General features: G+C 72.0%; 20 protein-coding genes. 1 reads left to right on the top strand and 19 read right to left on the bottom strand.

Annotation, left to right across the window (positions count from 1 at the left end; translation table 11 throughout):
- Positions 1–30: 30 nt before the first annotated feature.
- The 11 genes from PSQ21_RS36245 to PSQ21_RS36195 all read right to left on the bottom strand — a co-directional run bounded on the left by PSQ21_RS36245 (position 31) and on the right by PSQ21_RS36195 (position 14925).
- Positions 31–915 (bottom strand): glycosyltransferase family 2 protein, encoded by an 885-nt coding sequence (locus tag PSQ21_RS36245; protein WP_274036483.1) that lies wholly within the window; start codon positions 913–915, stop codon positions 31–33.
- Positions 916–948: 33 nt separating this feature from the next.
- Positions 949–1809, bottom strand: coding sequence for a hypothetical protein (locus PSQ21_RS36240; RefSeq protein ID WP_274036482.1), 861 nt, complete (start codon positions 1807–1809; stop codon positions 949–951).
- 2 nt (positions 1810–1811) lie between these two features.
- Positions 1812–4181: a methyltransferase, FxLD system gene (fxlM, locus tag PSQ21_RS36235; RefSeq protein WP_274036481.1), complete on the bottom strand. Its 2370-nt coding sequence runs from the start codon at positions 4179–4181 to the stop codon at positions 1812–1814.
- Between the two features lie 30 nt (positions 4182–4211).
- Positions 4212–5582, bottom strand: coding sequence for a phosphotransferase (locus PSQ21_RS36230; protein ID WP_274036480.1), 1371 nt, complete (start codon positions 5580–5582; stop codon positions 4212–4214).
- Positions 5579–6433 (bottom strand): class I SAM-dependent methyltransferase, encoded by an 855-nt coding sequence (locus tag PSQ21_RS36225; protein ID WP_274036479.1) that lies wholly within the window; start codon positions 6431–6433, stop codon positions 5579–5581. Before PSQ21_RS36225 ends, PSQ21_RS36230 begins: the two co-directional genes overlap by 4 nt.
- Positions 6430–7749 (bottom strand): methyltransferase domain-containing protein, encoded by a 1320-nt coding sequence (locus PSQ21_RS36220; protein ID WP_274036478.1) that lies wholly within the window; start codon positions 7747–7749, stop codon positions 6430–6432. Before PSQ21_RS36220 ends, PSQ21_RS36225 begins: the two co-directional genes overlap by 4 nt.
- A complete protein-coding gene (locus tag PSQ21_RS36215; protein ID WP_274036477.1) occupies positions 7746–9119 on the bottom strand; it encodes an MFS transporter in 1374 nt (457 codons plus the stop codon). Before PSQ21_RS36215 ends, PSQ21_RS36220 begins: the two co-directional genes overlap by 4 nt.
- Before the next feature lie 102 nt (positions 9120–9221).
- Positions 9222–10691 (bottom strand): NUDIX hydrolase, encoded by a 1470-nt coding sequence (locus PSQ21_RS36210; protein WP_274036476.1) that lies wholly within the window; start codon positions 10689–10691, stop codon positions 9222–9224.
- A gap of 67 nt (positions 10692–10758) precedes the next feature.
- The gene (locus PSQ21_RS36205) at positions 10759–12726 is read right to left on the bottom strand and encodes an ATP-binding cassette domain-containing protein (protein WP_274036686.1); all 1968 of its coding nucleotides are present in this window, start codon (positions 12724–12726) and stop codon (positions 10759–10761) included.
- Between the two features lie 277 nt (positions 12727–13003).
- Positions 13004–13873 (bottom strand): endonuclease/exonuclease/phosphatase family protein, encoded by an 870-nt coding sequence (locus tag PSQ21_RS36200; protein WP_274036474.1) that lies wholly within the window; start codon positions 13871–13873, stop codon positions 13004–13006.
- Entirely contained in the window at positions 13870–14925 is a 1056-nt protein-coding gene (locus tag PSQ21_RS36195) for an aldo/keto reductase (RefSeq protein ID WP_274036472.1), read from the bottom strand. Before PSQ21_RS36195 ends, PSQ21_RS36200 begins: the two co-directional genes overlap by 4 nt.
- 119 nt (positions 14926–15044) lie before the next feature.
- Here PSQ21_RS36195 and PSQ21_RS36190 point away from each other — a divergent pair, with 119 nt between their 5' ends.
- Positions 15045–15665: a hypothetical protein gene (locus PSQ21_RS36190; protein ID WP_274036470.1), complete on the top strand. Its 621-nt coding sequence runs from the start codon at positions 15045–15047 to the stop codon at positions 15663–15665.
- 64 nt (positions 15666–15729) lie between these two features.
- Here the strand turns inward: PSQ21_RS36190 and PSQ21_RS36185 are convergent, their stop codons facing one another.
- The 8 genes from PSQ21_RS36185 to PSQ21_RS36150 form a co-directional block, all read right to left on the bottom strand.
- Positions 15730–17880, bottom strand: coding sequence for a B12-binding domain-containing radical SAM protein (locus tag PSQ21_RS36185; RefSeq protein ID WP_274036468.1), 2151 nt, complete (start codon positions 17878–17880; stop codon positions 15730–15732).
- A 73-nt stretch (positions 17881–17953) separates the two neighbouring features.
- A complete protein-coding gene (locus tag PSQ21_RS36180; protein WP_274036467.1) occupies positions 17954–18616 on the bottom strand; it encodes an HAD family hydrolase in 663 nt (220 codons plus the stop codon).
- The gene (locus PSQ21_RS36175; protein WP_274036466.1) at positions 18616–20592 is read right to left on the bottom strand and encodes a phosphoribosyltransferase; all 1977 of its coding nucleotides are present in this window, start codon (positions 20590–20592) and stop codon (positions 18616–18618) included. The genes PSQ21_RS36180 and PSQ21_RS36175 overlap by 1 nt, the downstream gene beginning before the upstream one ends.
- The gene (locus PSQ21_RS36170) at positions 20589–21374 is read right to left on the bottom strand and encodes a class I SAM-dependent methyltransferase (RefSeq protein ID WP_274036464.1); all 786 of its coding nucleotides are present in this window, start codon (positions 21372–21374) and stop codon (positions 20589–20591) included. The genes PSQ21_RS36175 and PSQ21_RS36170 overlap by 4 nt, the downstream gene beginning before the upstream one ends.
- A complete protein-coding gene (locus PSQ21_RS36165) occupies positions 21371–21835 on the bottom strand; it encodes a hypothetical protein (protein WP_274036463.1) in 465 nt (154 codons plus the stop codon). The genes PSQ21_RS36170 and PSQ21_RS36165 overlap by 4 nt, the downstream gene beginning before the upstream one ends.
- Positions 21828–23330 carry a hypothetical protein gene (locus PSQ21_RS36160; RefSeq protein ID WP_274036462.1) on the bottom strand — a complete coding sequence of 501 codons (1503 nt, stop codon included), beginning with the start codon at positions 23328–23330 and terminating at the stop codon, positions 21828–21830. Before PSQ21_RS36160 ends, PSQ21_RS36165 begins: the two co-directional genes overlap by 8 nt.
- Positions 23331–23377: 47 nt before the next feature.
- Entirely contained in the window at positions 23378–24256 is an 879-nt protein-coding gene (locus PSQ21_RS36155; protein WP_274036461.1) for a GNAT family N-acetyltransferase, read from the bottom strand.
- 356 nt (positions 24257–24612) lie between these two features.
- A complete protein-coding gene (locus PSQ21_RS36150; protein WP_274036459.1) occupies positions 24613–25128 on the bottom strand; it encodes a hypothetical protein in 516 nt (171 codons plus the stop codon).
- Positions 25129–25180: the final 52 nt, after the last annotated feature.

Genomic DNA, 25180 nt, shown 5'->3' with positions numbered 1-25180 from the left:
ACTCCTTGATGTGACGGATGGGCAAAGGGGTCAGATGATCGGCGGTCGTCCGGCGGCGGTGAGGCGGTAGACGGTGCGCCAGCTCATCGGGCGCCGCCGCTGCGTACGCCGGGTCGTCCATCCCTCGCGCATGCCGCGCAGGGTCTGGCCCAGTCCGCCGACGCGCATGGCCCGGGCCAGGGTGATCGTGGTCCACGCGCTCAGGTAGACGGGGAGGAGCGGCGCGGGGAGGTTGCGGTGGGCGATCCAGATCCGGTTGCGGGCCGCGAGTCGGTGGTACAGCGCGTGGCGGGCGGGTTCGGTGAGAGGGTGGTGCATGCGGATCGCGGCCGCGTACCAGCCGCTCCAGCCCGCCTCGTACAGCCGCCAGGCCAGGTCAAGCCCCTCGTGATACAGGAAGAGTTGATCTTCCCATCCGCCTACCGCGTCGAAGGCGTCGCGCCGGATCAGGACGACGCCTTCGGTCATCGAGGCGACCTTCCCCGGCCGCCCCGGGGTGGAGGCGCGTAGCCGGGGGACCCAGCGGCGTGGCGTGCTCACATCGTCCGGGCCGGTCAGCCGAGGCTGTACCCAGGCGGCTTCTGGATGCCGCTCGGCCTCGGCGACGAGCCGGGCCAGGACGTCGGGGCGGGGGAAGCGGGCGTCGTTGTCGAGGAAGTACAGCCACTCGGCCGGATCGCCCACCTCGTGCAGCGCGGCGGCGCCGGCGTTGCGACCGCCGGGGATGCCGATGTTCTCGGGCAGGCACACGGTGAGCGCACCAGGTGGCACGACCTCGGGCTTGCAGCCGTTACCGACCACCACCACCCGCACGTCGACGCCGCTCTGGGCACGAAGTGTCGCCTGCGCGGCTGCTTCCTGGGCAGGGCGGTCGTTCATGGTCAGGACGACGACGTCGACGCGCGGTCGGGACATGGGTTCCTCCAGGCCGTCAGGGCCGTGTTGTGGTCAGGGTGCGGGAACCGGGGTGCCGGTCAGGTGCTCGGCGTGGCGGGCGATGAGCGGGGCGAGGAGAGGATGGACGCCCCGGGAGCACGCTTGGAGGAGCTGCCCGAGGGCGATGAGCTCCCCGGTCCGGCCGGCGTCCGTGGCCAGGACGTAAGCGAACTCGCGACGGATCCGGGCAGCGGTCGCCGGCGCGGCCAGCGAGTACGCGTGAAGCAGACCTAGGTCGTAGCCCACGGGTAGCCGCCCCCAGTTCTCCCAGTCCATCACCACCAGGGGCGCGCCGGTGAGGTTCGCCCAGTGCAGATCAGCGTGTCCGGTCGTCGTCTCGCGGATAAGGACGGGGTCGATGCCGAGGAAGCGGTGGAAGTTCCGGTCGACCCAGTTCTGCCGTACCGATTCCCGGTCGGTGGGCACCGTTGCGAGCGTCCCGAGCGCGGACCTCAGCTCCGACCACCACGAGTCGGGCAGAGCGATGTCCTGGTCGAGCGCGGGCGTGCCGCTGGTGAGCGCAGGGATGGAGACGTACTCGGTGAGCTCCGCCCGGTAGGCGACGGCCGGCGCGGTCCAGTCGAGAACGCCGCGAAGCCTCGGCCGCGGCACCGAACGGGGCACGCGCGTGTCCGCGGTCGCGGTCCCCTCCCACAGTCGTCCGCCTGCCTTCCCCGCCTCGGCGGAGACGATGCGCAGCCAGCAGTCTCCGGCCCGGCGCCCCAGGGTGCGGCCCTGCCACCCCCACATCTCCGGCCCCGAGGCAGCCACCTGGAACTGCCGGGCGGCGGCCGCGTGGGCGCGCCGCATCCGGTCCCGGTCCTCGCGCTCCACCGGGGCCATGAACACCGGCTGCCGTACGGCTTGTTCCACCGTCAGACCCCTTCCACCACGACGTCGGCCGCAGGACGCTCAACGGGGCTGGGAAGCAGCACGTCACGCCCCGGCCACCGGAACACCAAGCGGCAGTTCACCCTGTCCAGGACGCCGCCCGCGGGCAGGGCGTCGTCGGGTGTGCCGGCCGGGTGGACCGTCAGGACGGGATCGGAGTGCTCGTCGTTGGCCTCGGCGCGGATGTGCCGGTCCCAGTCCAGAACCGTGGCTACCAGCCGCTCGGCGAGCTCGGGCCCCTGCTCGCCGAAGGCGTACGCCATCCACTCCCACTCCTTGTCTTCCCGGCGATCGCCGTCCTTGGTCTGGACATGGATGAGGTAGGCCAGCGAGGCATCACCGAGGATCGCGGGGGCGTCGCGGTCCTTCGCGATGCCGGTCACAGCCTCGGCTGACTCCTGGTGGGCAGCCAGTCGGCAGAAGCCCGACAACGTGGTGGCCGCGAGCAGCTGAAGGGAGCCGAAGTAGGAGTTTGCAGCCCTCATGGTCACTCCGGTCGCGATCTCGTGCCGCCTCCCGCGCAGCGCCTCGTCCAGGCCCTGCGTGTCGGCGGCGGGGCCGTCGTCGAAGCGCAGGGCCAGCGCTCCGTCGAGCAGGGGGGCGGAAGGGGCCGGGCGGGCCTGCTGCCCTTGGTCGCGGACGAAGCCGCAGTAGGTGAAGTGGCGGGCGTGCAGCACCTCGCCGCGCCGCTCGAACTCGATCGCCCGGGTGTAGCCGCCCATCTCCAGCGGCATGACCAGGCGCCCGCCCTCGGCCAACTGATCGCGCCAAGCCGGGGAAATGTCCCAGCAGTTGTAGGTGATCACGCTGCCGTCGAACCCGCCGCGCGGCACGAGATGGGCGGGCGCACCGAGGGCTGCGTCTGCTTCGACAGCAGTGACACGGCCGCTGCCGGCCTCCGCGAGGAAGGCGCGCGTACGGCGGACGACCCACGGGTCGATGTCCACGCTCACCACCCGACCGTCGGCGGCGTGGGCGATGAGCTCCGCGTTGTAGCCGCCGGACCCCGCCTCGAACACGATCGCACCCGGCCGAAGACGCAGGCTCTCCATCATGTCGGCCTGGAGCCAGGCCGCGGACACCGAGCTGATAGCCCTCCCGGTGCCGTCGCGCCGGGTGATGACGGCCCGGTCGCCGCCGTCGTACGCGGCCGCCAGGCTCGCTTCCGGGGCGAACCGGTGGCGGGGCACGGTCCGCAGCGCATCGCGGACGGCTTCGGACGGGGCCCAGCCGCCGTCGATCACCGTCTGGGCCATCTCCTGGCGCAGCCGGACGGCCTCATCCGGTTCACCCGGCGCGGGCGGCCGCTCGGCAGCGAGCGGATAGGACACCACGGGCGGCAGGTTGGGGATGACGCCGGGCCACACGCTGTCGATCGCGAGCGCGGCAGGGGCGAAGACGTCTCCGGCGCAGGCGAGGGCGTGCAGGTCGTAGAACTCCCAGCGGTCGAACTTGTGCGCCTCGGGGTTGCTCAGGGTTCCCGTCCACGTGGTGATGCGGACGACGGCCGTGAGCCTCGGGATGCTGTGGCTGTCGTCGACGAGCATCGTCACCACGTGCGCGTCGCTCGGTTCGGCGACCAGGCCGGTCTCCTCGGCGAGTTCACGCACCGCTGCGGCGGCGAAGTCCTCAGGGCCGGTCGTCTTGCCGCCGGGCAGCTCCAGCATGCCGAGGCGGGAGCGGCCCAGCAGGACCCGGCCGGCGTCGTCGGTGACGACGGCGAGGGCGCCGGTCAGAGCGTGGCCGGTGGTCGGCCGCTTCTCGACGGCCCGGGTGTCGAGGTGGCACGGCCCGCGCAGAACCAGGAAGGCCAGCCCGTCCGCGTCCAGCCGCTCCACCGTCTCCCAGCCGGCGCCGAGCAGCGTGAGCTCGTCCTCATCCAGGGCGATTCCGCGCCGCTCCGACGGGGTGTTCTCGACGGTCGGGGTGATGACGACGAGCGCGCCGCCGTCGCGCAGCCGCTCGCCCAGCCCGTGAACGATCCGGCCGCGGTCCCTCATGAACGGATACGCCAGCCGCATCGTGATCAGGTCGTACCCCTCGGCGTGCAACGGAGCCGGGTCGTCGCGCTCGATATCCAGCCGCAGCCAGCGCACGCCGTCGATACCAGCGTGTTCCTCGCGGGCCCGGGTGATCGCCCTGTCCGTGAAGTCGACGGCGTCCACGGTGTAGCCGACGCCGGCCAGGTGGGTGGCCAGCTCCCCGGTCCCGCAGCCCACGTCCAGGGCCCGGCCCCCGCCCTCGGGAACCGGGGCGTGCTCGGCGAGGAGTTGCTGCTCGCGCTCACCGAGCCGGCGCCAACCCTTCCCCTCGCCGTAGTGCTGCTCCCACTCGTCGCGCTCTGTGTACGTCAACGTGCTGCTCCTCGTGGTGGATGGGGTGGGTCAGGGGCGCTGCGCGGTGCGCAGCCGGGCCAGGGTGCGCAGGCCGCGCTCCACCAGCTCGGGATCCCCGTAGGCGATGCCGGAGACGGCATCCAGGACGGACAAGACCGTGAACTGGGCCTCTTCCTCAGGCGTGAATCGGCGGCCGTAGCCGTCCATCAGTGCCTGGAAGAGGTCGGGCCGCCCGTGCCAGGCATCGGAGAGCCGCACGAAGTCCCGCACGGCCGGGCCGGGTTCCGACCGCTCGAAGTCGATCACGTAGAGGGTGTCGGCCTTCTCGTCCCAGCGCAGATTGCGGTACTGAAAGTCACCGTGTGTAACCACGGTCTCCAAGGGGGCCAGGCCGGCAGCCCGCTCGGCGGTGGCGCGGATGAACTTCTCGTCGCCGGGCGCGAGACGAGGCAGGGCACCGGCCAGGTGCCGCTCCAACTTCGCCACCGGCAGACTGTCGGCGGCCGGCCGGGGTGGAGTGCTGCGGTGGATGGAAGCGGCAAGCTGCCCGATACGGTGGAAGATGAGGCGCTGCTGTTCGGGCGGGTGGACAGCGCCGTGCAGGGTTCGGCCGCCCACCGCGGTGAGCACGACGGCCCGCAGCGCGGGGTCGACGGCTACCAGCCGGGGAGCGGCCGCCCCGATGCCGGGGACCCAGCTGCGCAGGGCGTCCACTTCCCGCTGGTGGAAGCGGTCGTTCTGGTGAATCTTGACGTACCACTCGCCGCCCTCGGCGCCGGTCGCCCGCCACACGCGGCTTTCCTTTCTCGCCCAGGACACGTCCGTCCACGCGGTGATCCGGCCGACCGCCTGCTCGGCGAACGCTCGCACCGCCTGCTCCGGGGCCGTTCCGCGTGCGGCGGGTTCGGGGACCAGGACCAGCCGGTCGACGGACCGGTCGTAGGCGATCGGGTCGCCGGGCTCCTGGAAGTGCACGGCCATCCGCGCGCCGGCTCGGTAGGCATCCAACCCGGCCCGGCAGTACGCCACCATCGGCTCCGGCAGGGCGTCGAAGGAAAACCACCCCATGGCGTCGCACACCTGGGGCTCCATAACCCCCGGGGCGCCCTTCCACCGCCGCACCTCGAAGAACATCCCGATCCGGGCATCGCCGACGGGGGAGCGGTGGTGCACAGTGACAGCCGCCCGGACATCGGCCGGGTCGATGACGACACCGGACTCCTCCCTGGCCTCGCGCACCAAGGCGGCGACCGTGTCCTCCCACGGGCCGTCCAGATGCCCGGACACGAGATGCCAGCAGCCCGCCGCGTACACGCCACCGGCCCGCCGGGACAGGAGTACCTCCGGCCCATCCGCGCCGTCGCGTACGGCGATCAGGTGGACGTCGAGCGGCTCGGTGTGCCGCTGGGCGCCGCTCACGCAGCGCCGCCGGAGCGGCGCGCGAGCAGCACGGTGAACACCGCGTCCTCCTTCAGGACGCCGCCGTCGGCATGGTTCTGGAGCAGATGGAGAGCGGCGGCCTCGAACTCGTGATGGCGGTCGGCGAACAGGGTGGGGCGGGCGAAGCTGGTGGTGCGCAGGTAGCCGATCACGTCCTCGGGCTTCCAGGCGCGGGAGAGGGGGAAGTGGTGCTCGGTCACCTCGCTGAACGCCGAGTCGGCCAGGTCGTCTTCGTAGGAGCGGTCGCTCGGTTCGGCGTAGGTGCCGCGGGTGCCCGCGCGCCGGTCTTCGCCGAGGTAGCTCTGGATCAGCTCCCGCAGGGCGGCCGTCCAGTCGGCCTCGTGGGTCCAGAGGCTGCCGTCTACCATGATCGCCACAACCGCGTGCGGCGCGGCGACCCGGTCGGCCATGGACAGGACTTCCGGGCGTGCCATCCAGTGGAAGGAACGGCAGCAGGTGATCAGGGTGGGCGCCCGACCGGGCGCGGCGGGGGCGAAGGTGTGCGCGGCGCCGGTGAAGACGTCGACCGTGCACGCTCCGCGGACCGGTTCGAGTACGGCGCGGGCCGCATCCAGCATCGACACGTTCACGTCGACCAGGTCGATGTGAACCAGTCGGCGCAGGACGGGAAGCAGCGCTCGGGGCACCTGGCCGGTGCCGGGCCCCAGGTCCAGCAGGACGGGGGCGGGCACACCGTGCTGGGTGGCGGCCAGGAGGTGGACCGCGGCATCCGGTACGCCGGGACGGTAGCGGGCGTACCCGGCGGCCTCGGGCCCGAACAGGGCATCGTCCGAGACCGCCGCAGAGGCCGGTTGTGCGGGGCGCATCATCGTGCATCTCCAGTCTCATCAGGGGAAAGCCGCCAGTTCAAGGCGCCGTTGGGGCTGGTGGCCCGCGGGCCGCCGTCGGTGTCGAAGTGGATCCGGAAGACGTCCGGTGAACCGGACGCCCGCCACCGGCCGGCGACATCCTGGATCTCCGCCCAGATGTCCCGCGGCCCCGACGTCGTCACGTCGAACCGGCAGCGGCCTACAGCCCGCACGCGGATCCACGACCGGCACTCGGGCGCGCCGATCGTCAGGTCTGCGGCGCCGAAGTTGCGCACCAGGCCCGGATACAGGTGGTCCAAGGCCAGCCACAGGCCGCGCGCCGAGTCCTCCGGCGGCGCGAGCAGGCTGCGCTGCGTCCACCCGTCGGCCGTGGCGATCTCCTCGCGGAACGCGGCGGACAGAAACAGCCGGTCGAAGCCGGCACCGGCCCGGTGACCGAACTCGACAGCCCGCAGCTGGGCCTCCAGTCTCCCGTCCTGCCGTCGTTCGACCACGGCCAGGCCCGGCCACGAGGGCGACGACGTCCCGAGCGACATCAGCGCGCGCCCGCCCGGTGCCAACTGCCCCACCAGGGCCCGCGGGACGTGGCGGACGGCGAAGGAGACGAAGACCCGGTCGTACGGTCCGGCGGCGGTCCATCCGGTGGTGCCGTCCCCGGTCACCGTGGCCGGCCGGTAGCCGAGGGCGGACAGGTGCTCGCGGGCGGCCTCGGTGACGTGCGGGTCGATGTCGAGGGTGACGACCCCCTCGTCGCCGCACACGAAGCAAGCCACCGCCGCGCTCACCCCGGCGCCGGTTCCCACGTCCAGCACCCGCTGGCCGGGCCGCAGGTCCAGCTGCTGCAGCAGGTCCGCGGTCAGGCTCATCGTGCTCGACATGGCGGTCATCGCGCCGCCGCGGCGCGGCCCGGGAACGCGGCCGAGGATCGCCTCGCCGTCGTGCTGGATCGAGACGCTGTTCCCGCTGTGCAGCCGCTCCAGCAGCTCCGCCCGGTCGGCCGGACGGGAGAAGTCCAGCAGATCCCAGCACGGCGGCGTCTCGTCGGGGGCGCTGCGCCGCACGTACGCCTGGGGCATCAGGATCTGGCGCGGCAGCGCGAGCAGCGCCTCTCGCACCGGTCCCGGGCCGAGCGCTCCGCTGTCTTCGAGCCGGGCGACCATCGCCGCCCGGGCCGCCGCGGCCCCGGAGGTGTCGCTGGCGGGCTGCGCCGGAAGGAGGGGCGCGGCGGGCGCAGTGGGGTCGCTCAGCACGGTGCACTCCAGAAGATCGGGTGGTGCGGCGGCGGGCGTCGCCGCCGAGTTCGGCACTTCGTTCACGAGGCATCGCCTCCATGTGCGCGGTCGTGCCGGGCGTCGTCCGTGCGCGCCGGGGAGGGCACGGCGGGAGTAGACGTCCGGGCTGCGGGCGGTGAAGGCAGAGGGGCGGAGGGCGGGTCCGGCATCTGCCGTAGGGCGCGGATCGGGGAGCGGGCGAGGACGACGAGCGGGATCAGCAGCAGGAGGGTTCCGGCGGTCAGGGCGGGCCGGACACCGATCCACGTGCCCAGGGCGCCGGCGAGGAGCGCGGCCACGGGGCGGGCGCCGGACGTCAGCCAGGTGCTTACCGCCTGCATCCGCGCCTGCATCCCAGCCGTGGTGACGATCTGCCGAATGGATCTTTGGGTGGTCCCAGCGGCGCCGGCGCAGGCGAGCTGCAGGAAGAGCGCCGCACCGATCGTGATCTGCCAGGCAAGGCCGGGGGAGGCGAGCAGCAGCGGGAGCTGGGTGAGCGGGGTGATCGCGAGCGCGGCCAGCATCATCGGCCCCGGGCCGCACCGGCGGGCCAACGCCGGTGCGGTGAGCGCTCCGGCGGCCGCGCCCAGCGCGCCGAGGCCCAGCACCACGCCGAACGCGGTCGCGCTCATCGATAAGGACCTCAGCAAGTAGAGGGCCCAGAGGGTGTTGAGCAGCCCGAGGGCGAACGAGGTCGTGGCGTTGACCAGGGTCAGGGTCCACAGCCGGTCATCGCCGCGCACGTATCGCAGGCCCTCGCCGATCTCGCCACGCAGCCGGTGGGTCTCCGGGCGTACGCGGGCGGGTTCGGCGGTCTGGATGCGGGCGGTGCACACGGCGCTGATCAGGTAGGAGGCGACGTCCCCGAGGAGGGCCCGGGAGGGGCCGAGCAGCGCGGTCAGCGCGGCGCCGAGGTGGCTTCCGGCGCTCGCGGCGACCGCGAACAGTGCGCCGACCCGGCTGTTGCTCCGCTGGATCAGGGACCGGTCGACGAGGCTGGGCAGCAGGCTGATGGCCGCCGCGTCGTGGAGCACGCTCGCCGCCCCTTGCACCGCGGCGACGATCATGAGCTGCGTGAGGGTGAGGGTGCCCAGCGCGGCCGCCACCGGCACGGTGGCGAGTACGGTCGCGCTCACCAGGTCGCCGGTGATCATCTGTCGGCGCTTGGAGTGCCGGTCGGCGAGCGCGCCGGCGTGGAGGGCGAGCAGTGCGGGCGGGAGCTGTCCGAGGAACGCCAGCCAGGCGACCTGGGCGGTGGTTGCGTCCAGGTGGAGCACGGCCAGTACCGGCAGTGCCATCTGCGCGATCGAGCTGCCGGTCACGCTCGCGGTCTGGCCGGTCAGGTACCGGCGGAAGTCCCGGTGCCTCCACAGTGACGTGCCGGCGATGGAGGGGTTTTCAGCGCAGGACGGCACGGATCACCTCCCTCGGCTTCGCCGGAGGCCGGGGCAGCGCGTGCGTGGGTTCGGTCCTAGCCCGCTGGCCAGCGCCGCTATCGGTGGGTGTGCTCACCCTGTTCACCAGCCCAGCTGGGAGTAGGGGCGGCCTTCGGCGATCGCGGTGATGGCCGTGCGAGTGTAGGAAACGAGCCGGTCCGGGAGCTCATCTTGCGGCCACCACTGCCACGTCAGGCACTTGTCGGGCTCGCGGACCTCGGGGGTGCCCTCCCAACGGCGGGCCCGGAAGACGAGCTGCATCAAGGGCAGACTGCCCGGGGCGTCGACGACGTGGACGACATGCGCGAGCTCTACGTCCGCGGGGTCGATGACCAGTCCTGCCTCTTCCCGGGCCTCGCGGACCAAGCAGGCGAGGGCGGGCTCCTGCTCGCACCTCCCGGCGAGGTAGTGCCATGTGTTCCCCGCGTACTTCGACTTGGGGTGCCGCAGGCCGAGCAGCACCCGGCCTTCGGCGTCTTCGATGTGGAGGTGAACCCCGATTCCGTTCAGCACCACCTGGCTGCCCCCGTCCCACACAGGAGGAGCCGGGGCCGGTTCGCTGACCGGGGGGTTCTCGGCCGCGTGTCGGCGAATCAGATCCCGGGCTGCTGGGCTCAGGCGCAGCCGGTCCAGTTCGTCGACCGTGAACCAGCGCAGCAGCACACCCTCATGCAGCGCGAGGCGGTCGGGGTTGCCGCGCCACCGGCCGGCGAAAACCTGGACCGGGACGCTGAGGCCGTCGATGCTGCTGGCCGCCTCCACCGCGTAGGGCTTCACGTCCTCGAGCCGAAGGCCGGGCACCTCCTCGGACAGCTCCCGCAGCAACGTCCCCTCCAGGCTCTCGTCGTCATGCGTGCGACCGCCGCCAAGAAGGGCAAAAGCTCCGGACTCCCAGATTTCGCCCGGTTTGTGGTCGCGCAGATGGAGCAGATACCGGTTATGCCCGTCGTGGATGAGCGCCGAAGCGTTCACCGGCTCCGGCCTGCCGTCCAGGCATGCCGCGAGGAGTTTCGCTCGCAGGGCCGGCGGGGTGACCTCCGGCTGCGGGAGCCACCGGGCGCCGGACACCTCCTCGTCCTGCAACACGATCCTCGGCGGCTCCTCGCCGGCGAGGTTGAACGCGTAGCAGAAGTCGTAGTGGCAGCCGGCCGGCTCCCCTTCCGCCGCGTTCGAGGTGATGTCGTGGACGGTGATGTGGAGGGGAGAGCCGAGCAGTTGCCGGGTCAGGCACAGGGTGCCCGGCCCGAGTCCAGCCCCCTCCGACACCTTCCGCAGTGCAGCGGCCAGCAGCGTGCGGTCCTCGGGCTCGATGCGGCCTCCGGAGTTGAGCATGAGGCCGCCGTTGGCACGGTGCCCGATGTGCAGGACCCGGCCCTGCCGGTCGATGACGACGGCGCTGCACGTGATGCGCCCGGGCAATGCCGTCCGGGCGGTCGCCTCAACGGGCCGGTTCACCGCGGCAAGGAGTTCGGCCAAGGCGTCACGCTCCCCAGGGTGCCGGTCGAGATACGCCTCGACGGTTCTGCGGATCGCGGTGAAGCTGGGAGACATAGGCGTCGTCCTTCGATGGTGGGGGCGGGTGGCCGTCAAGCCGGGCAAACGGGGGCGCTCGGGTGGATCAGCTCGGCGTCTCGCTGTCGGACGGCTGGACGCCGCGGGGGCCGGGAAGGTGGCGGGGTGTCGGCGCGATCCCGTACTGCGCGGCCTGGGCGGTGAACATCCCCTGATACCGGCCGCCCTCGATGGCCATGAGGTCCTCGTGGGTGCCGTCCTCGACGACGCTGCCCTGATCGAGGACGTAGATGTGGTCGGCGTGCATGGTCGCCGCGAGCCGGTGGGTGACGAGGACGACCGCGTGCCCGTCCTCGGCCAGGGACCACAGTCCTTCGAACGCGGCGATCTCCGAGTGAGGGTCGAGGGCGCTGGTCGGCTCGTCGACCAGCAGAAACGGTGCCTGCCGGTAGCGAGTGCGAGCTGTCCCCAGCTTCTGCCACTGGCCTCCCGAGAGCTGGACACCGCGCTCGTAGCCCTTGAACACGATCGAGGCCCAGCCGTGCGGCAGGGCCTCGACCAGCTCGAGGACGTCCGCTTCACCGGCGGCCTTGCGGACGCGGTCCATGTCCCGGGGACGGTCGCCAGCGCCGATGGCGACGTTCGCGGCCGCCGTCATCTCCCAGCGGGGGAAGTCCTGTGCCAGCAGGCCGACGTGGGCGAAGATCTCGGCGCGGTCGGCTTCGCGCAGTTCGACGTGGGCGCCTGACTCGCCCACCCAGTCCACGGTCCCGTCCGTGGGGAGCAGCAGGCCGGCCAGCACCTTGGTGAGGGTGGTCTTCCCTGACCCGTTCGCGCCCACCAAGGCGGTTACCTTGCCCCGCGGTACTCGCACACTCACGCCCTTGAGGGAGGGGCCATCTGCACCCGGGTAGGTGTAGGAGACCGCCTCCGTCCGCACCTCCCGCACCGGTGCGGGCAGCGGGGCACCGGTGAGCGGGATCGCGTGCTCGCCCGCCACCTTGATGGCGTCCTCGGTATCGGTGAGGAACAGCAGCTCCTCGTAGAGCCGGTTGACCTGCTGCACCAGCGACGTCAGCCGCGCCGTCGACGTACGGATGGCGATCACCGCCGTCCCGCCGACCGCGAGCGGCAGACCGCCGGTCGACAGCAGCCACCACAGCACCCCGTAGCAGGCGAGCGACGCCATACCGGCGAATCCGCCCGCGACCAGGTCCGTGGATGCCTGGGCGCGGGCCAGGCGACGCTGCTCGGCTTCCGTCTGCCTCGACATCTCCTCGTAGCTGGAGAGCAGTTTCCTGCCGGCGGCGTGTACGCGGAGCTCACCGGCGGCGTGCGGGCGAGTCAGGTAGGCGAGCAGGGACGCGATCGCCCTGCGGTGGTCGACCCAGTTCATCCGGGAGAGGTAGTCGCGGCGCGCGGAACGGACGGCGCCCCACCCCTTGGGCAGGGCGATCGCCAGCAGCATCGGGAGTAACGCCCAGTGGAGCGCGGCGAGCACGACCGCGGCTGCCGCCATACCGATCACCACGTTGCCGACGCCGACCGACAGCCGCAGCATGCTGCGGGCCGAGTCCGTGCCGAACTTCCCTGCCTCCAGGATCCGCTGGACCTCCGGCCTCTCGGTCGCCTCCACCTCCACATGGGTGACGGCCCTGTAGTACCGCGCGGAGACCGCCCGCTCCACCTGGGGCTCCAGCCGGCCCGACATGGCCGTCGACCACGCGGCCAGAACGGCGCCGGCCACTGCCGCGACGGCGAGCGCCACCAGGGACGGCAGGGCGTCGCGGAGCTTGTCCACGGTCGGCCCGGCGGCGAACAGCTGCGCGAGGACGCCGTTGACCGCCACCAGTCCCCACGCGGCGGTGACTCCTTGCCCGAGCTCGGCCGCCACGACCCCCATCAGCGCGCGCCGGTCAGCCTGCCAGCCGGTGCGCAGCACCATGCCCACCATGTGCGGCAGCGCGGCTGCCATGTGTCCGAACTTCAGCCGGGTCAGGGGGCCTTCATGGCGGGTGTAGGACTGGTCGTAGCGCAGCCGTCCCCCGTACAGCTCCCGCTCGGCGTCGGAGATGTTGTCCGTGGTCTCGGTCCTCGGGCCGCTCGCGGTCTCGTCGCTGCCGGATTCGACTGACGTCAATGTGTTCCCCCTCGTGGACGTGGCGGTGGTGTCTCCGTGCTCAACGACGCCGCATGATTTCGAGCACCTGTTCCTTTCGGACGCCTTGTGCGCCCTGTGATTCAGCGGTTTTCCGAGCGTGCGCAGTGCATCGACCCTTGCCGCGCAAGGACGTGCGACTCGGGGGAGGTTGGCCGAAACGCCGACCTTCCGTCGCTGCGGCGGCCAGCTGTCAGCAAGCCCTCGTCGCTCGGGCTGAACTCGGCTCGCCAGGGGTGGACGGCAGGCCCAGGCGCAGCGTCATGACCGCGTGGTCGGTCAGCCCCTCCTCGCAGGCTTCCAGGTGGTAGGCGCAGGCCAGGACGCGTTCGGCGTGGGAGGCGGAGACGAAGATGTGGTCGAAGCGGAAGCCGTTTCCGCTGCGCCCGAACCAGGAGTGGGCGACCTGGTCGGGGTGGATGTGGCGGAAGGCGTCGGTGAGACCGGCGGCCTGGAACGAGTCGTAGAAGGCGTACTCCCACTCGCCGAACACCTTGTGCGGGGGCTGGTGGCCGCGGTCGATGACGTTGAGGTCTCCGGCCACGATGACGGGCATGTCCGGAAAGGCGGCGAGCAGCCGTGGCAGGCTCTCGGTGACCGCCTCCTGGAAGGCGCGCTTGGCGACGTTGCGCTGGTCCTTCGGGCCGCGGGAGGGCACGTACAGGCCCTGCACGCCGAAGTCGTGACCGCCGACGGTGACGCGGGCCGCCGGGGCGCGATGGGGCGTGACGGTGACCGGGCTGGGGACGGTCCGGACGGCACTGGTGCGGCAGGCGATGACCGTGCGGTAGTCGGGCCTGGATGGCTGGGGAGCGATCACCGTGGCGTACCCGCGCTCGGTGAGCGCGGCGACGATGGCGTCGCCGCCCTGGGTGGACGACACCTCCGTGAGGACGACGATATCGGCGCCCTCCTGGCCGGCGATCCATGCGGCCTGGCGGCGCGAGCGCTCCGGAGAAGCGTGCTGGGCGTTGAACAGCAGCAGCCGCACGGCGTCGGTGGCCGGCCGCTGCGCGGGCTCATCGGTGGCGAGCAGGGACAGCTGCTCGGAGGCGGGGCTCATCGGCCGGCGCCCTTCTCGTCCAGGAAGACCTCGCCGTTCGCGTCCAGGTTCTGCTGGAGGCGGCCGAGAGTGGCGCGAACGAAGGCGAGCTCTTCGTCGGTCAGCGGCGTGCCGACGGCGGTCAGGTTCGCTTCGACCTGCTCGGGGCGCGTGAAACCGACGAGGACCGCGGCGTTCGCGGCTCGCTGCAGGCACACCTGGAGCGCGACGCGGGTCAGATCAGCCGGACTGTCGCCGAAGCGCTCACGGAGCGGGCGCAGGCCGTCGGAGATGATCCGCAGTGCGCCGGGGGTGAACCACGCCTTGCGGAGGCGGTGGTCGCCGGAGGTGAAGACGAGCGGGTGGTCGGGGTCGTACTTGCCGGTGAGCAGGCCCTGGGCGAGCGGCTTGTTGATCAGGACACTGGCGCCGAGGGAGGCGGCGAGGGCGAAGATGTCCGGCCGACCGGCAACGGGGGGCGGGGTCAGGGCGTTGAAGCGGGCCGCGAGGTAGTCGGGTCGGATCTGCTCGGCGAGGTCGGTGAACCGGGCGTACTTGTCGCCGCGCCGGTCCTTGGCGACGGTGACCCGCTCGGTGGCGTGGCGGTGGGGGCCGCGCATCCCGACGGCGGTGACCAGGCCCTGGCGCTGAAAGTCGCGCATCTGGGCGACGGCTTCCTCCAGGTAGCGGTCCTCGGGCCCGAAGTCGGCGTTGTGGAAGAAGTAGATGTCGAGGCGGTCGGTGCGCAGGTTCTCCAAGCTCGTCTCGAGCTGGCGGCGCATGGCCGCGGGCAGGTAGGCGTGCCGGGCGGTGCCGCGGTGGTAGCCGACCTTGGAGGACAGCACCACGGTGTCGCGGGGGACGGTGGCGACGAAGTCGCCGATGATCCGCTCGGAGTGCCCGTGCCCGTACACGTCGGCGGTGTCGATGAGGTTCGCGCCGAGCTCGTAGGCCCTCTCCAGGCCGCGACGGGAGGCGACGTCGTCGGCCGTGCCCCAGCCCATCGGCAGCCCGAGGTTGTCGTCAGCACCGCCCACGGCCCAGGCGCCGATCCCGATCGGATGAACGGACAAGCCGCAGGCGAGCGTGCGGCGTGCGGGGGAAAGCGGAGCACTCACAGGAAGTACCTCTTACCTCTCAATTACTAGCAAACACTGATGAATCGCGTCCGGGAGTGAGTATGGTGCCTCGCGTGACGACACAACCTCCCTTCACCGAACTTGACTTGAACGCGATCGCAGAGCGGCGGTGGGTCGACCGCAGCGACTTCACCGACACCGAGTTCGACCGGGCGCGCGCCTTCTACGAGCAGATGCGCGTCCACGACGACCGTCTGGAGCGGGTACGCGCCGAGGCGGCCGCGATGATCAGCGAGTGGACCGGGCACAAGCCGCGCGACGTCGGCTCCTTCGGCACCCGGCTGAACCTGGAGAGCTCCGACCTGGACCTGGGCATCGGCTACCCGGTCGAGGACCGCGACCGCCTGCGGGAGGCACTGGCGCCTCACACCACGTTCCTGGGCGAGCGCAAGACCCGCTTCTCCACCTCGCGGCTGGTGTTCTCCTTCACCCTGGACGGCATCGAGATCGACCTGAGCGCCCTGACGGTCGAGGACTACGCCGTCGCCTGCCGGATGCTCGACCAGATCGACACGACCATGACGCTGGAGGAGCGCATCGCGCACACCTGGGTCAAGCATCTGCTGCGCAGCTCGGGCCGCACCGACGAGTACGCGACGTGGAAGCTGACGACGTACGCCCGCTTCTGCCCGGAGTTCAACTGGGTGCCGATCCCGGAGAAACCCAGCACCTGAGCACGGGGTGCCGGGCGCCCCGACCGCAACGGCGTGACGGGGCGCCCGGGCCTTGGACGGGAGTTCACGCACAGGACTCGCCCGCGTTGATCAGCTTCCACCTCGTCGCCGACGCCCACCGGCCGTGCTCCCGGGCGAGGGTGGCCGCATGCTCGCCGGACAGGTGGCGGCCCACCTCGGCCGCGGTGACGGCCATCCGGTCGCGCAGCAATCCGGCCCGCGCCTGAAGCGCCGCCTCCATGCGCGCGGACAGCGCCCTCTCGTGCTGAGGCCGCTCGACGTCGACCTGTTCGATGGCGTCGATCACATCACCGAGGACGTCGTAGGCGGCGTCCTTCAGCACCACGCGCGCCTGCCGGACGGCGTGCCGGGGCGGGCCGTCCAGGACCTTCTCCAGGCTCTTGAAGGTGTAGTCGAGGGCGAAGTGACGGTCCACCCACCGCTGCGCCCACCCGCTGGCGACACCGATACGCCAGTCCCGGTAGCGGCAGGCGACGCGGCCCATGAGTGGCTCCGGCTGCCCGGTGAGACCTTCGGCGGTCGCCTGCCGGGTGTAGGCGGCGCCGATTAGGCACTCCATGCTGACGAGCATGTAGCTGATCCCGGTGTGCAGCGGCCGGCCGGTGGTGTGCGCCGCCACCCACTCCTCGTCGCGTACGCCGCGGACGATGTCGCCCGGGTCCAGGCCGGGCTGGGGGCGCAGCAGCAGATCGGTGCGTCCCTGGAAGGCATGGGTGGCCTTCAGTTCGTCCAGGCTCATGAGCGGGTCGAAGGTGATGTAGGTGTAGCGGGTGGGGACGTCGAGCGCGGACAGGGTTCGGATCGCCAGGGCGTTCTGCTCGGCGGTCGTCTCCTTGTTGAAGCGGGTGAGGATCGAGTCGACGCCCGACTCCACGCCGAACAGCATCCGCCGAAGGCCCAGGTCGACCAGGGTGCGCCACATGCGGGCCCGCTCGACGTGCCACGCCTCGTCTTGGTCGACGCGTACCGTCTGGTCGATGCGGCAGCTGGACTCCCAGGTGAACCCGGCCTCGTGCAGGGTGCGCGCGAGCTCCAGGACCCGGCTGACGGCGTCGCCGTCGCCTCCGATGATCTCCTCGTCGACCAGGTAGAGAGTGCGGGAGACGTCGGGGTGGCGGTCGAAGACCTTGCCCAGTTCGTCGAGGATCCACGGCAGCTTGCCGGGGGCAGCGCCGGCCCACAGGCCCTTGTGGCCGCGCGGGCAGAAGGAGCAGGTGTTGGTGCAGCCTCGGCTGGTCTCGAGCTGGGCCACACCATGGTGGGCGAAGGTGACCGGCAGCAGGTCGAGCTCGGGCAGGATGTCGCTGGCGGTGTCGCGGGCGACGGGCTTGGCGGTGCGGCGCCGGCCGACGGCTATGCCGCCGCCGCGAGCGGCGCCGGTGTAGCCGATGCCGGGTATCTCTTCGCGTGGGATGTCGCCGTGCCAGTGGGCCAGGACACCTTCGATGGTGGCCTCGCCGCCGCCGCGGGCGACGAGCAGGGCGGGGTAGCGCTCCAGCAGTAGCCGTTCGTTGCGGGCGGTGAGGCTTCCGCCGGCCACCACCAGCGGCGGTGCGGGCAGGGCGAAGGCCGCGTCCAGGAGCTGGAGCATCAGGTCGTGCTGGCCGAACGTCGCCGAGATACCGACGATGTCCGGCGCCCCGGTGGTGAGCTGCTTGAGCAGGTCCTCCAGGGTGACGCCTAACTGCATGTCGGACAGAGTGACCGTGCCCATCAGCGTGGAGCGGGCGGCGCGGGCCACGTCGCTGATCCCCAGGGGGAAGCGCGGCAGCGGAAAGAACTCGGGGTGGTAGAGGGCCATCAGGTGCACGTCGGGGCGGGTGAGCCGGTGGACGGCGGTCTCGGTCAGCTCGGCGTACGAGAGCCAGGAGCCGGGGGTGTGCAGCCGCAGGTGGCTCCCGGTCCATGCCGGCCACTGCCGGGCGGCGTGGTTGCTGCCGGACAGGTCGGCGGCGACCCATCGGGTGTCGGGGCGCTCCAGCAGCACCAGGCGCCGCTCCAGGGTGCCGGTGACCCGGACCCGGCCCGGGGTCTCGCTCAGGTGGTTCTCCAGCCAGGTCCGCACCCGGTCGGGGCTGATGAGCAGAGGGGTGAGGGCGGCCCGGTCGGTGTCGGTCAGCGGGCGGCTTCCGGGACGGGCCGTGGTGATGGCGCGGTCCAGCCGGTTCAGCACTGCTGTGTGCCTGTCGTCCATGCGGAGTCCTTCCGGGCAGGGCCCGACGGCCCGGGGGCGGTAGCCGGGCGGCGGGCGCGTTCGTGGAGAGGGGTCAGACGGTGCGGGAAGGGGCGGTCGCGTCGGTTCCTGTCCGGGCTCGGCACCAGGTGGCCAGGTCGGCCGGGGTGTCCAGCAGGTGGTCCGGCTCGGCGGCGCGCAGGTCGGCGCGGTCCGCGTAGCCGTAGGCGACGGCGACCGAGACCAGTTGGGCGGCGTGGGCGTGGCGGACGTCGCTGCCGGTGTCGCCGACGTACACCGTGGCTTCGTGGTGCTCGCGCAGGGCGCGCAGCTTGTCGGTCTTCCCGCCCGGGTCGTCCCGGGAGAGGAGTACCCGGGGCAATTGGTGCGCGGCGAGGTCGCGGTCGAGAAGGGTCCGGACGGTGATGTGGTGGCTTCCGGTGACGACCGCGTAGCCGGGACCGTCGGCCAAGTCGGCCAGAAGTCCGGCCAGGTCGGGGAGGATCCCGGCGGGCTCGGCCTCGGCAGTGAGGGCTGCCAGTTCGGCGTGCCGTTTCCAGAAGCGTTCGGCGACCTCGAAGTCGATCCAGCGGGTCAGGGAGGCACTGAGCACCCCCTGGTAGACGACGGGAAGGTCGTCGGGGCCGGTGAGGTCGGGAAGGGCCCACAGCTCCATTTCGCGGCGGGCGTCCTGGTAGCAGCGCCACGCGCGGTGGCGGGAGTCGTGCAGGACACCGTCGAAGTCGAAGACGAGCATCAGGCCGCCTCCAGGGATACGCAGGGCACCCCGCACCAGGCGAGCAGCCCGGGCCGGGGAAGTCGGCGGTCGAGCTCCCCCAGGTCCTCCTGGGCGCGGATCCAGGACGTCGGTGCGCCCAGTGGGGCGAGCAGCAGCATCTGGCCCTCGCGCACCGGGAGGAACCGCTGGCCGGTCCACTGCGCGACGGCCTTCTTCGTCAGCTCCCGCTCCTCGAGACTCTGGCCGGGCACCACCTGGTGGTCGGGGGCGCCGCCGAAGGGCAGCCGGGGTGCCACGAGCGCGCCCGGGGGCTCGCGCCACCGGTCCACGATGCGGGGGCCGCCGTCCTCACCGTCACCGGTCCGCAGTGGGTGGTGGCCGGGCGTTTCGTGCAGGAGATCCAGCGCCAGCCGGGCCGCGTGGTTCATGCCGCGCTGGAGCCGGTAGGCCTCAACGGCCGTCCCTGCCGCACGATGCGGGTTGTAGGTGCGCGGCAGTTGCTCGCCGCGTGCGGTGCCGTAGCACAGCAGGGCGACGGCGAGCGCCGCTTTCCACGGCGCGCCGCCCGGCACGCGCCGGGCGACACTTTCGGCGACGTCGTCGAGCCCACAGCCGAATGCGACACTCAGCGCGGCGAGGTCGATTAACGGGGTGAGCAGCTCGTTGTCCCGCCGGTAGGCGTGCGTGAGGTGCCCGGTCTTGCGGAGCCGCCCCGCCTCGTCGAGGAACCACTTCTCCGCCTCGCACCGATTGTCGGGCAGCGCCGGGGCGAGAGCGGACAGCAGCCGATGCAGCCGCACCGCGGCCCCATCGCCGCCCGCCCCGGTCAGTTCCCGGGCCACCGTACGAAGGACCGAAGGCAGAGGCACTGACCCGCCGTCGGCAGGGGCCGTCACCGCAAGGTGCCGGGCGCGGGCGATTACGTAGTCGACCGCCTCCTCCAACCGCTCGCGCCCAGGTCTGCGGCCGAGCGCCCCGGCTTGGGTGAGGTCCTCGCTGACCACCAGGGCCGGTGCCACGGCGAGCGTGGCCGGCGGGAGGGGGCTGCGCACCCGGGTGGCGGCGGCACGCGCGGCGTCCCCGAAAACCCCCGGCGGCACCCATCCCGCCACCGCGCGCTGTACGCCATCGGGCGTACGCAGGAAGACCGCGGCCCGGGCGGGGGAGCGGCGGCGCACCCCCGGCCACGGGGCCCGGGCGGAGTTCTCCCTGCCGGGCACGACGCCGTCCACGACCGCGGGCCGGTCCGTGCCCGGCCAGTGGGCGTGCTGAGCCAGGTAGGCAGACAGGGTGTCGGGCTCCAGGCGGCTGGTGGACTGCCACTGGGCTCGCGGCAGCACGGTCACCGGGACGCCCGCGTCGCGTAGCCCCTGCACGTCACCGGTGTCGAACACCGGCACCAGCACCTCCGCCCCGCCCGGCCCGGACATTTCCCGAGCCAGAGCGAGCAGGGTTCGGCCGGTCAGCGGCGGGTCGTCCACGAGCAGCACCCGCCGGCCCCCTGCGTGGCACTTCTCGCCCGGCCGGACGCTCGTCAGTTCTACGTCGAGGCCCGACCTCTCGAGCTGGGCGGCCACCAGCGGGGCCAGATACGCTCCGCCGGTGCGTACCCCCGCGACGAGGATCGGGCCGTTGCCCTCCCGGGTGTCCAGCCACAGGTCGGTCAGGGCGATCGCGTCCGGCCACTCCACACCCTGGACGGCCAGGGAGGCCGGTAAGCGGACGAACGACTCGTCGTGGGCCGACCGGGCGGGGATGTTCGCGCACTCCGGGGCGACCGCCGTGTCCTTCCCGGCTGCCAGGTCCCTGGCCGCGTTCCAGGTTTTCTCCTGCAGGACCTCGGCGCCCGGCTGTCCGGTGTCGCAGCAGCGGATCCACAGTGCGGCCAGGGACTCGTAGCAGCGCAGCGCCTGCATCGGTGTTCCCGCCCGAGCGTTCAGTTCCCGGGCGAGGGCGCCGATGGTGAGCGGTTCGACCGCGCTCCGGCCGGTCATGTGGTGGCCTCGCGTCGGGCCAGGGTGTGGACCAGGCGTCCCAGCTCGCGGTAGGGGCTGCGGGTGGAGGCGGCCCATTCCACGGCGAGTGCCGCCTGGTACTCCTCCTTCTTGGGCGCCCAGTCGTTGGGGCAGTGGTCGTGGAAGATCCGCACGCCCTGCCAGGGCAGCGGGGTGAGGCCGTTGGCCCGGGCGAGGTCGTCCAGGTGGTCGGGAGTATCCCCGCGGGTGGTGATGCCGAGGTTGCCCACGCTCGCGGCCTGGCCGCTCTCGATCTGCGCCTGGGCCGACTCGTACTGCCCGCGCAGCGCTTCGCGGACGCCTACGGCCAGCTGGTTCTTCGTCAGGATGCTCAGGAGCCCGCCCTTGGCGACGAGCCGGGCCAGGTGCACGGTGGGGGCGACGGAGTCGGGCAGGTACATCACGACGCCGTGGCAGACCACCGCGTCGAACGCGGCGTCGTCGAAGGGCAGCGCGTAGATGTCACCCTCGGCCAGGGTCACCCGCTCGGCGAGCTCCGGGGCGGCGGCGATCCGTTCGGCGGCGGCGGTGAGCATGCCGGCTGACCGCTCCACACCGGTGACCTGGTGTCCCGCGGCAGCCAAGCGCCACACCATCTCCCCGTCGCCGCAGCCGACGTCCAGGACCCGCGCCGGACGGTCGCCGAGCTCGGCGAGAACCCGGCGGGCGGTGATGTCGTGGCGCAGCCGGCCGCGGCCGCCGTTGGAGTAGGCGGCGTACGCGCCGCCCACCTCGGCGAAGTCGGAAGATGCAGGGGTCATGGGGTGAACTCCTTCTCGAGATCGGGCCAGTGCTCGACGAGGAAACGGAACGAGGGGTAACGGCCTGCGGCCAGAGCAGCGCCTGGCGCCCCCGAAGGGATGAACGAGCCGGCACGTACGGCTTGGCGGATACGGACCAGACGCGGCACGCGCCCGGCCAGCTGCGGCACCCGGGCCCGTGCCGGGGCGGGCGGGAGCCAGGCGGCCAGCTGGTCCGGGCGCATCTCCTCCCACACCACGACGTCCGCCAGCTCCTCGCCCAGCCGCACGGCCAGGAAGTGCGGCACGGCGGTCGTTCCGGGAGAGGCCCCGCGGTGCCCCAGTGCGGTGACCGGCCCGGGATAGCCGGTGCGCAGGGCGGTGAGGTGCTCGGCGAACACGGCGCCGAGCCGGCAGGACAGGCAGCCGCACACCGACCCCACCCCGGTGAGGTCCCCGAGCGTGAAGATCCGCTCAGCCACGCTCACCACCGCCGTCGGGGCCGTAGAGGCGGTAGTAGTCGTCGACGATGTTCGACTCCGCGAGGATCGCGTTGGTGGCCGCCACGTTGTGGCCGGGACGCAGCCGCCGGTCCCCGCCGGCCAGCGCCACCGCGCCGACGGCGAGCCCGGCCAGGACCAGGTCGACGTAGCGGTTGGACAGGGACTCGGCGTAGTGGAAGTTGATCGGCATCCCGTGCCCGAGAACCAGGACCTCCGGACCGTCGGCCAGCTGGTAGCTGGTGCCCAGCACACCCCGGTCGGTGAGAGCGGTGCTGCCCGCCCGTAGCTCCTCCAGACCGAACTCGAAGTTCCTGCTGGTCGTGCTGACCAGGAACGATCGCGGGGGCAGCAGGCGGGCCTGCTCCAGTCCGAAACTGCGGCTGCCGACACAGCCGATGACCATGCGCGGCCGGTGGGCCACCACCAGGTCGGTAAGGGACCGGCCGGTGAAGAACCCTTCCTCGTGCGCGGCGACCAGGCGGGTGATGTCGGCGTCGAACACCGCGACCCGCATCCGCCGGCCGGCCAGAACCCGGGCGACTTCACGGCCGATCCGTCCGAAACCGAGGACCAGGGCGGCCTGCCCCTCGAACTTCTCATCCGGCAGCAGCCGCAGCGTGTTGCGGACCGACGCGTCGGCGATGCCGTAGGACTCGATCATGCCCTTCATGTCGCTCTCGGCCACACTGAACAGCGGCAGCGGCAGTGCAAGCCCCTCGACCTTCCGGATGCCGGACGTGGTCTGCTCCACCAACCCTACGAAGTGCCCCACCTCGTCGGGAAGATCCCGCAGGACCGTGGGCAGGACGTAGCCACCGTCGTCCATCACGACGCTCCGCTTGCCCGCCGCGGACACCCGGCCGATATGGTCCCGGATCCCTTCGCCCAGCTTCCGGTAGCGCCACACGGCGATGCCGTACCGCTGCACCAGATGCGCGTCCACCCGGTGGGTGTGGGCGTAGGGGTATTCCTTGTCGATCACGGTCATGTGCGCCGGGTCGACCCCGAGAGCGAGCAGGCTGTCGACCAGGACGAGAAAGTCCCGCATGTGGTGGATCGTCAGCAGAACCCCGACGTCGGCCAGAGGCTTGTGGGGCCAGCGGCCCGCCAGCCGGCTGGTGAGCGGCAGTTCGTCGACCGCCGCGGCGATCTCGGTGGTGGTGAACGGCAGGTGCCGTGCGGCCGCGAAGAAGGTCTCCGCCGCGGCAGGCGTGCCCTGCTCGAGGGTCGTGATGAGACGGTGGGTGTTCTGGGCGGCCGACGCCGGTTCCGCAGGGGCGGCCAGGGCCAGCCGCCCGCGGCCTCCGCCGGTGAGAGTGCACACCCACGACGCCGGCGTCTCCTCCCGCATGCCCAGCACCTCGGGGTGGGCGGCGAGCCGGGAGGCGAGTTCGCCGACCAGGCGGCGGGCTTCGTCCGCGCCGGCGACGACGTCGACCGCGTGGACGAGCGGCGGTTTCACGGATGCGGGCATAGAAGCCCTCCTGTCAGGGGTCGGTTCGAAGGAGCGCCCGGAAAAGGTCAGCGCCCGCCGGGAAGGACAAAGGTGCTGCAGCGGCCGGTGATGTGCATGCCGCAGGCGACGAAGTCGGCCGGCTCCTGCCGGGTCACGGCGCGGACGGTGTCCAACTGCTGGTCGGCGGCCATCGTGTGCGCCGCCGTGATCAGCCGCCGGCGGACATCTGCGTCAGCGGCCCAGACCTCGGCCAGCAACAGCTCGCTGCTCACCGCGGTGTGCTGGGCCAGTGCCAGCAGCAGAGACCCGGTCGAGGTGTCGAGAAGCAGATTCCCCGGCCGGAACCGGGCATCGTCCTGCCATCGCCGCAAGGTGGCCTTGGCGAAGGCCTCCTCATGCCCGGCGTACCGCCGGGCGGCGTCCGTGACGTACGCCCCCAGCTCCGGCAACGTGTCGGCGGTAGCGGCTTCGAAGCCGCCCCTGGCCGGTGTGCCGTGCAGCACGGTGACGGTATCCAGCTCCGTCCACCCGGACCGGGCGAAGAATGCGGCGGCACCAGGCCGGTCGGCCGGCACATCCGTGGTCACCAGCGGCCAGGGGGCTGCGCCGGCCACGGCGTCCAGGAGCCGCGCCCCCAGTCCGGCCCGGCGGGCCCCCGGGGCGACGACCGGGCCCCACAGACGCGCCAGCCCTTCCCCGGGTTCCGGGCGGCGCACGGCACACCAGCCGGTGACTCCCCGGTCATCGCGGGCGACCGCGAGCACAGGGGGCGCGCCGGTGAGTGCGTTCGTCAGCCGGGAGCGGACCAACGAGGCACTGACCGGGCGGTCGTCGCTGAAACCGGTGATGCACTGCTGGGCGAGGTCTGCCAGTTGCTCGCACAGCCCGTCCCGCAGAGGGTCGATGAAGCCGATGCCCTTGACCTTTTGCGCAGCTGGATCCATGAACGTGCCCTTCGACATTGAGCGGCGATGAGAAGACTGCGCAGGGTGTCGCCTTTCGGGGCGAGGCACTCTTCTGCTTCCCGGCCAGGTCACGGCTGTCATTCCGCCGAGGGGCGAGAAGCCTGGTCGTGCGGTCGCCTGGCCGTGCCTGGGCGGGAAGGTGGAACCCCGCCCCGTGACCTGCGCCCTTGTGGCACAGGTGTGTCCGGCAGCAGGCCGGGGCGGGAGTCTTCGGTGAGAGGTGACGCGAGTGGCCCGCGGACCGGTGGTCGCAGGGTCTGGCTTCGGTCAGGACGTGCGGGGGCTCGACGGTGGGCCGGGGCCCTCGAAGCGGCTCTGTGTCGGGGAGGGCGGTCTCACTGCGGCACGACGGTCTCGGCGTGCACGAGGGCGATGAAGCCGCCGTGCAGAGTGAGCCAGTCCAACTCGCGCTCATAGACGTTGAGATGCGGACTGACGTCGGACCGGGTGATGGCCACGATGCCGTCGAGGAATCCGCTCGCGAGCCGCTGCTTCATGCGCAGCCAGCCAAGACGGTCCTCAACTTCGGTCAGGCTGAGGCAGTCGGTGAACTCCTGGTCGCGGCCGACCTGCCAGGCCATGCGCTCCGCGAAGCTGCGGGCGGCGGTCAGGGACCGAACGGGGGTCTGTCCGTTCACCGTACGGGCATACAGGACGATCCGGGGGGTACGGCCGCAGGCCCTCAATGCCGCGAGTCGGCGCCCCACCTGCTCTTTACGGAGCCTCATGAGCTGGACGCTCCGGTCCGGTGTGACCCGGGGGAGATCGGGCCGGAACGCCCGGATGCGTTCGTTGTCGAGATCCATCCAGGTGGCTGGGGCACTGGAGGCGCGGGTGGTGCTCTGGCTCATCACAGCCTCGGCTTCGTCGGAAGGGGAGCGGAGTCCCGCCCACGCGGGGGTG

It is taken from the genome of Streptomyces sp. MMBL 11-1, from assembly GCF_028622875.1.
Classification (GTDB): Bacteria; Actinomycetota; Actinomycetes; order Streptomycetales; family Streptomycetaceae; genus Streptomyces.
The sequence above is the reverse complement of the archived record's forward strand: the minus strand, read 5'-3'. Positions and strand labels throughout refer to the sequence as shown.

Bases quoted from the DNA above. Each gene is read 5' to 3' on its own strand.
- PSQ21_RS36210 (WP_274036476.1), bottom strand. From the start codon at position 10,691: ATGTCTCCCAGCTTCACCGCGATCCGCAGAACCGTCGAGGCGTATCTC.
- PSQ21_RS36185 (WP_274036468.1), bottom strand. From the start codon at position 17,880: ATGGACGACAGGCACACAGCAGTGCTGAACCGGCTGGACCGCGCCATC.
- PSQ21_RS36225 (WP_274036479.1), bottom strand. From the start codon at position 6,433: ATGATGCGCCCCGCACAACCGGCCTCTGCGGCGGTCTCGGACGATGCC.
- PSQ21_RS36245 (WP_274036483.1), bottom strand. From the start codon at position 915: ATGTCCCGACCGCGCGTCGACGTCGTCGTCCTGACCATGAACGACCGC.
- PSQ21_RS36150 (WP_274036459.1), bottom strand. From the start codon at position 25,128: ATGAGCCAGAGCACCACCCGCGCCTCCAGTGCCCCAGCCACCTGGATG.
- PSQ21_RS36170 (WP_274036464.1), bottom strand. From the start codon at position 21,374: ATGACCCCTGCATCTTCCGACTTCGCCGAGGTGGGCGGCGCGTACGCC.
- PSQ21_RS36160 (WP_274036462.1), bottom strand. From the start codon at position 23,330: ATGCCCGCATCCGTGAAACCGCCGCTCGTCCACGCGGTCGACGTCGTC.
- PSQ21_RS36180 (WP_274036467.1), bottom strand. From the start codon at position 18,616: ATGCTCGTCTTCGACTTCGACGGTGTCCTGCACGACTCCCGCCACCGC.
- PSQ21_RS36175 (WP_274036466.1), bottom strand. From the start codon at position 20,592: ATGACCGGCCGGAGCGCGGTCGAACCGCTCACCATCGGCGCCCTCGCC.
- PSQ21_RS36155 (WP_274036461.1), bottom strand. From the start codon at position 24,256: ATGGATCCAGCTGCGCAAAAGGTCAAGGGCATCGGCTTCATCGACCCT.
- PSQ21_RS36200 (WP_274036474.1), bottom strand. From the start codon at position 13,873: ATGAGCCCCGCCTCCGAGCAGCTGTCCCTGCTCGCCACCGATGAGCCC.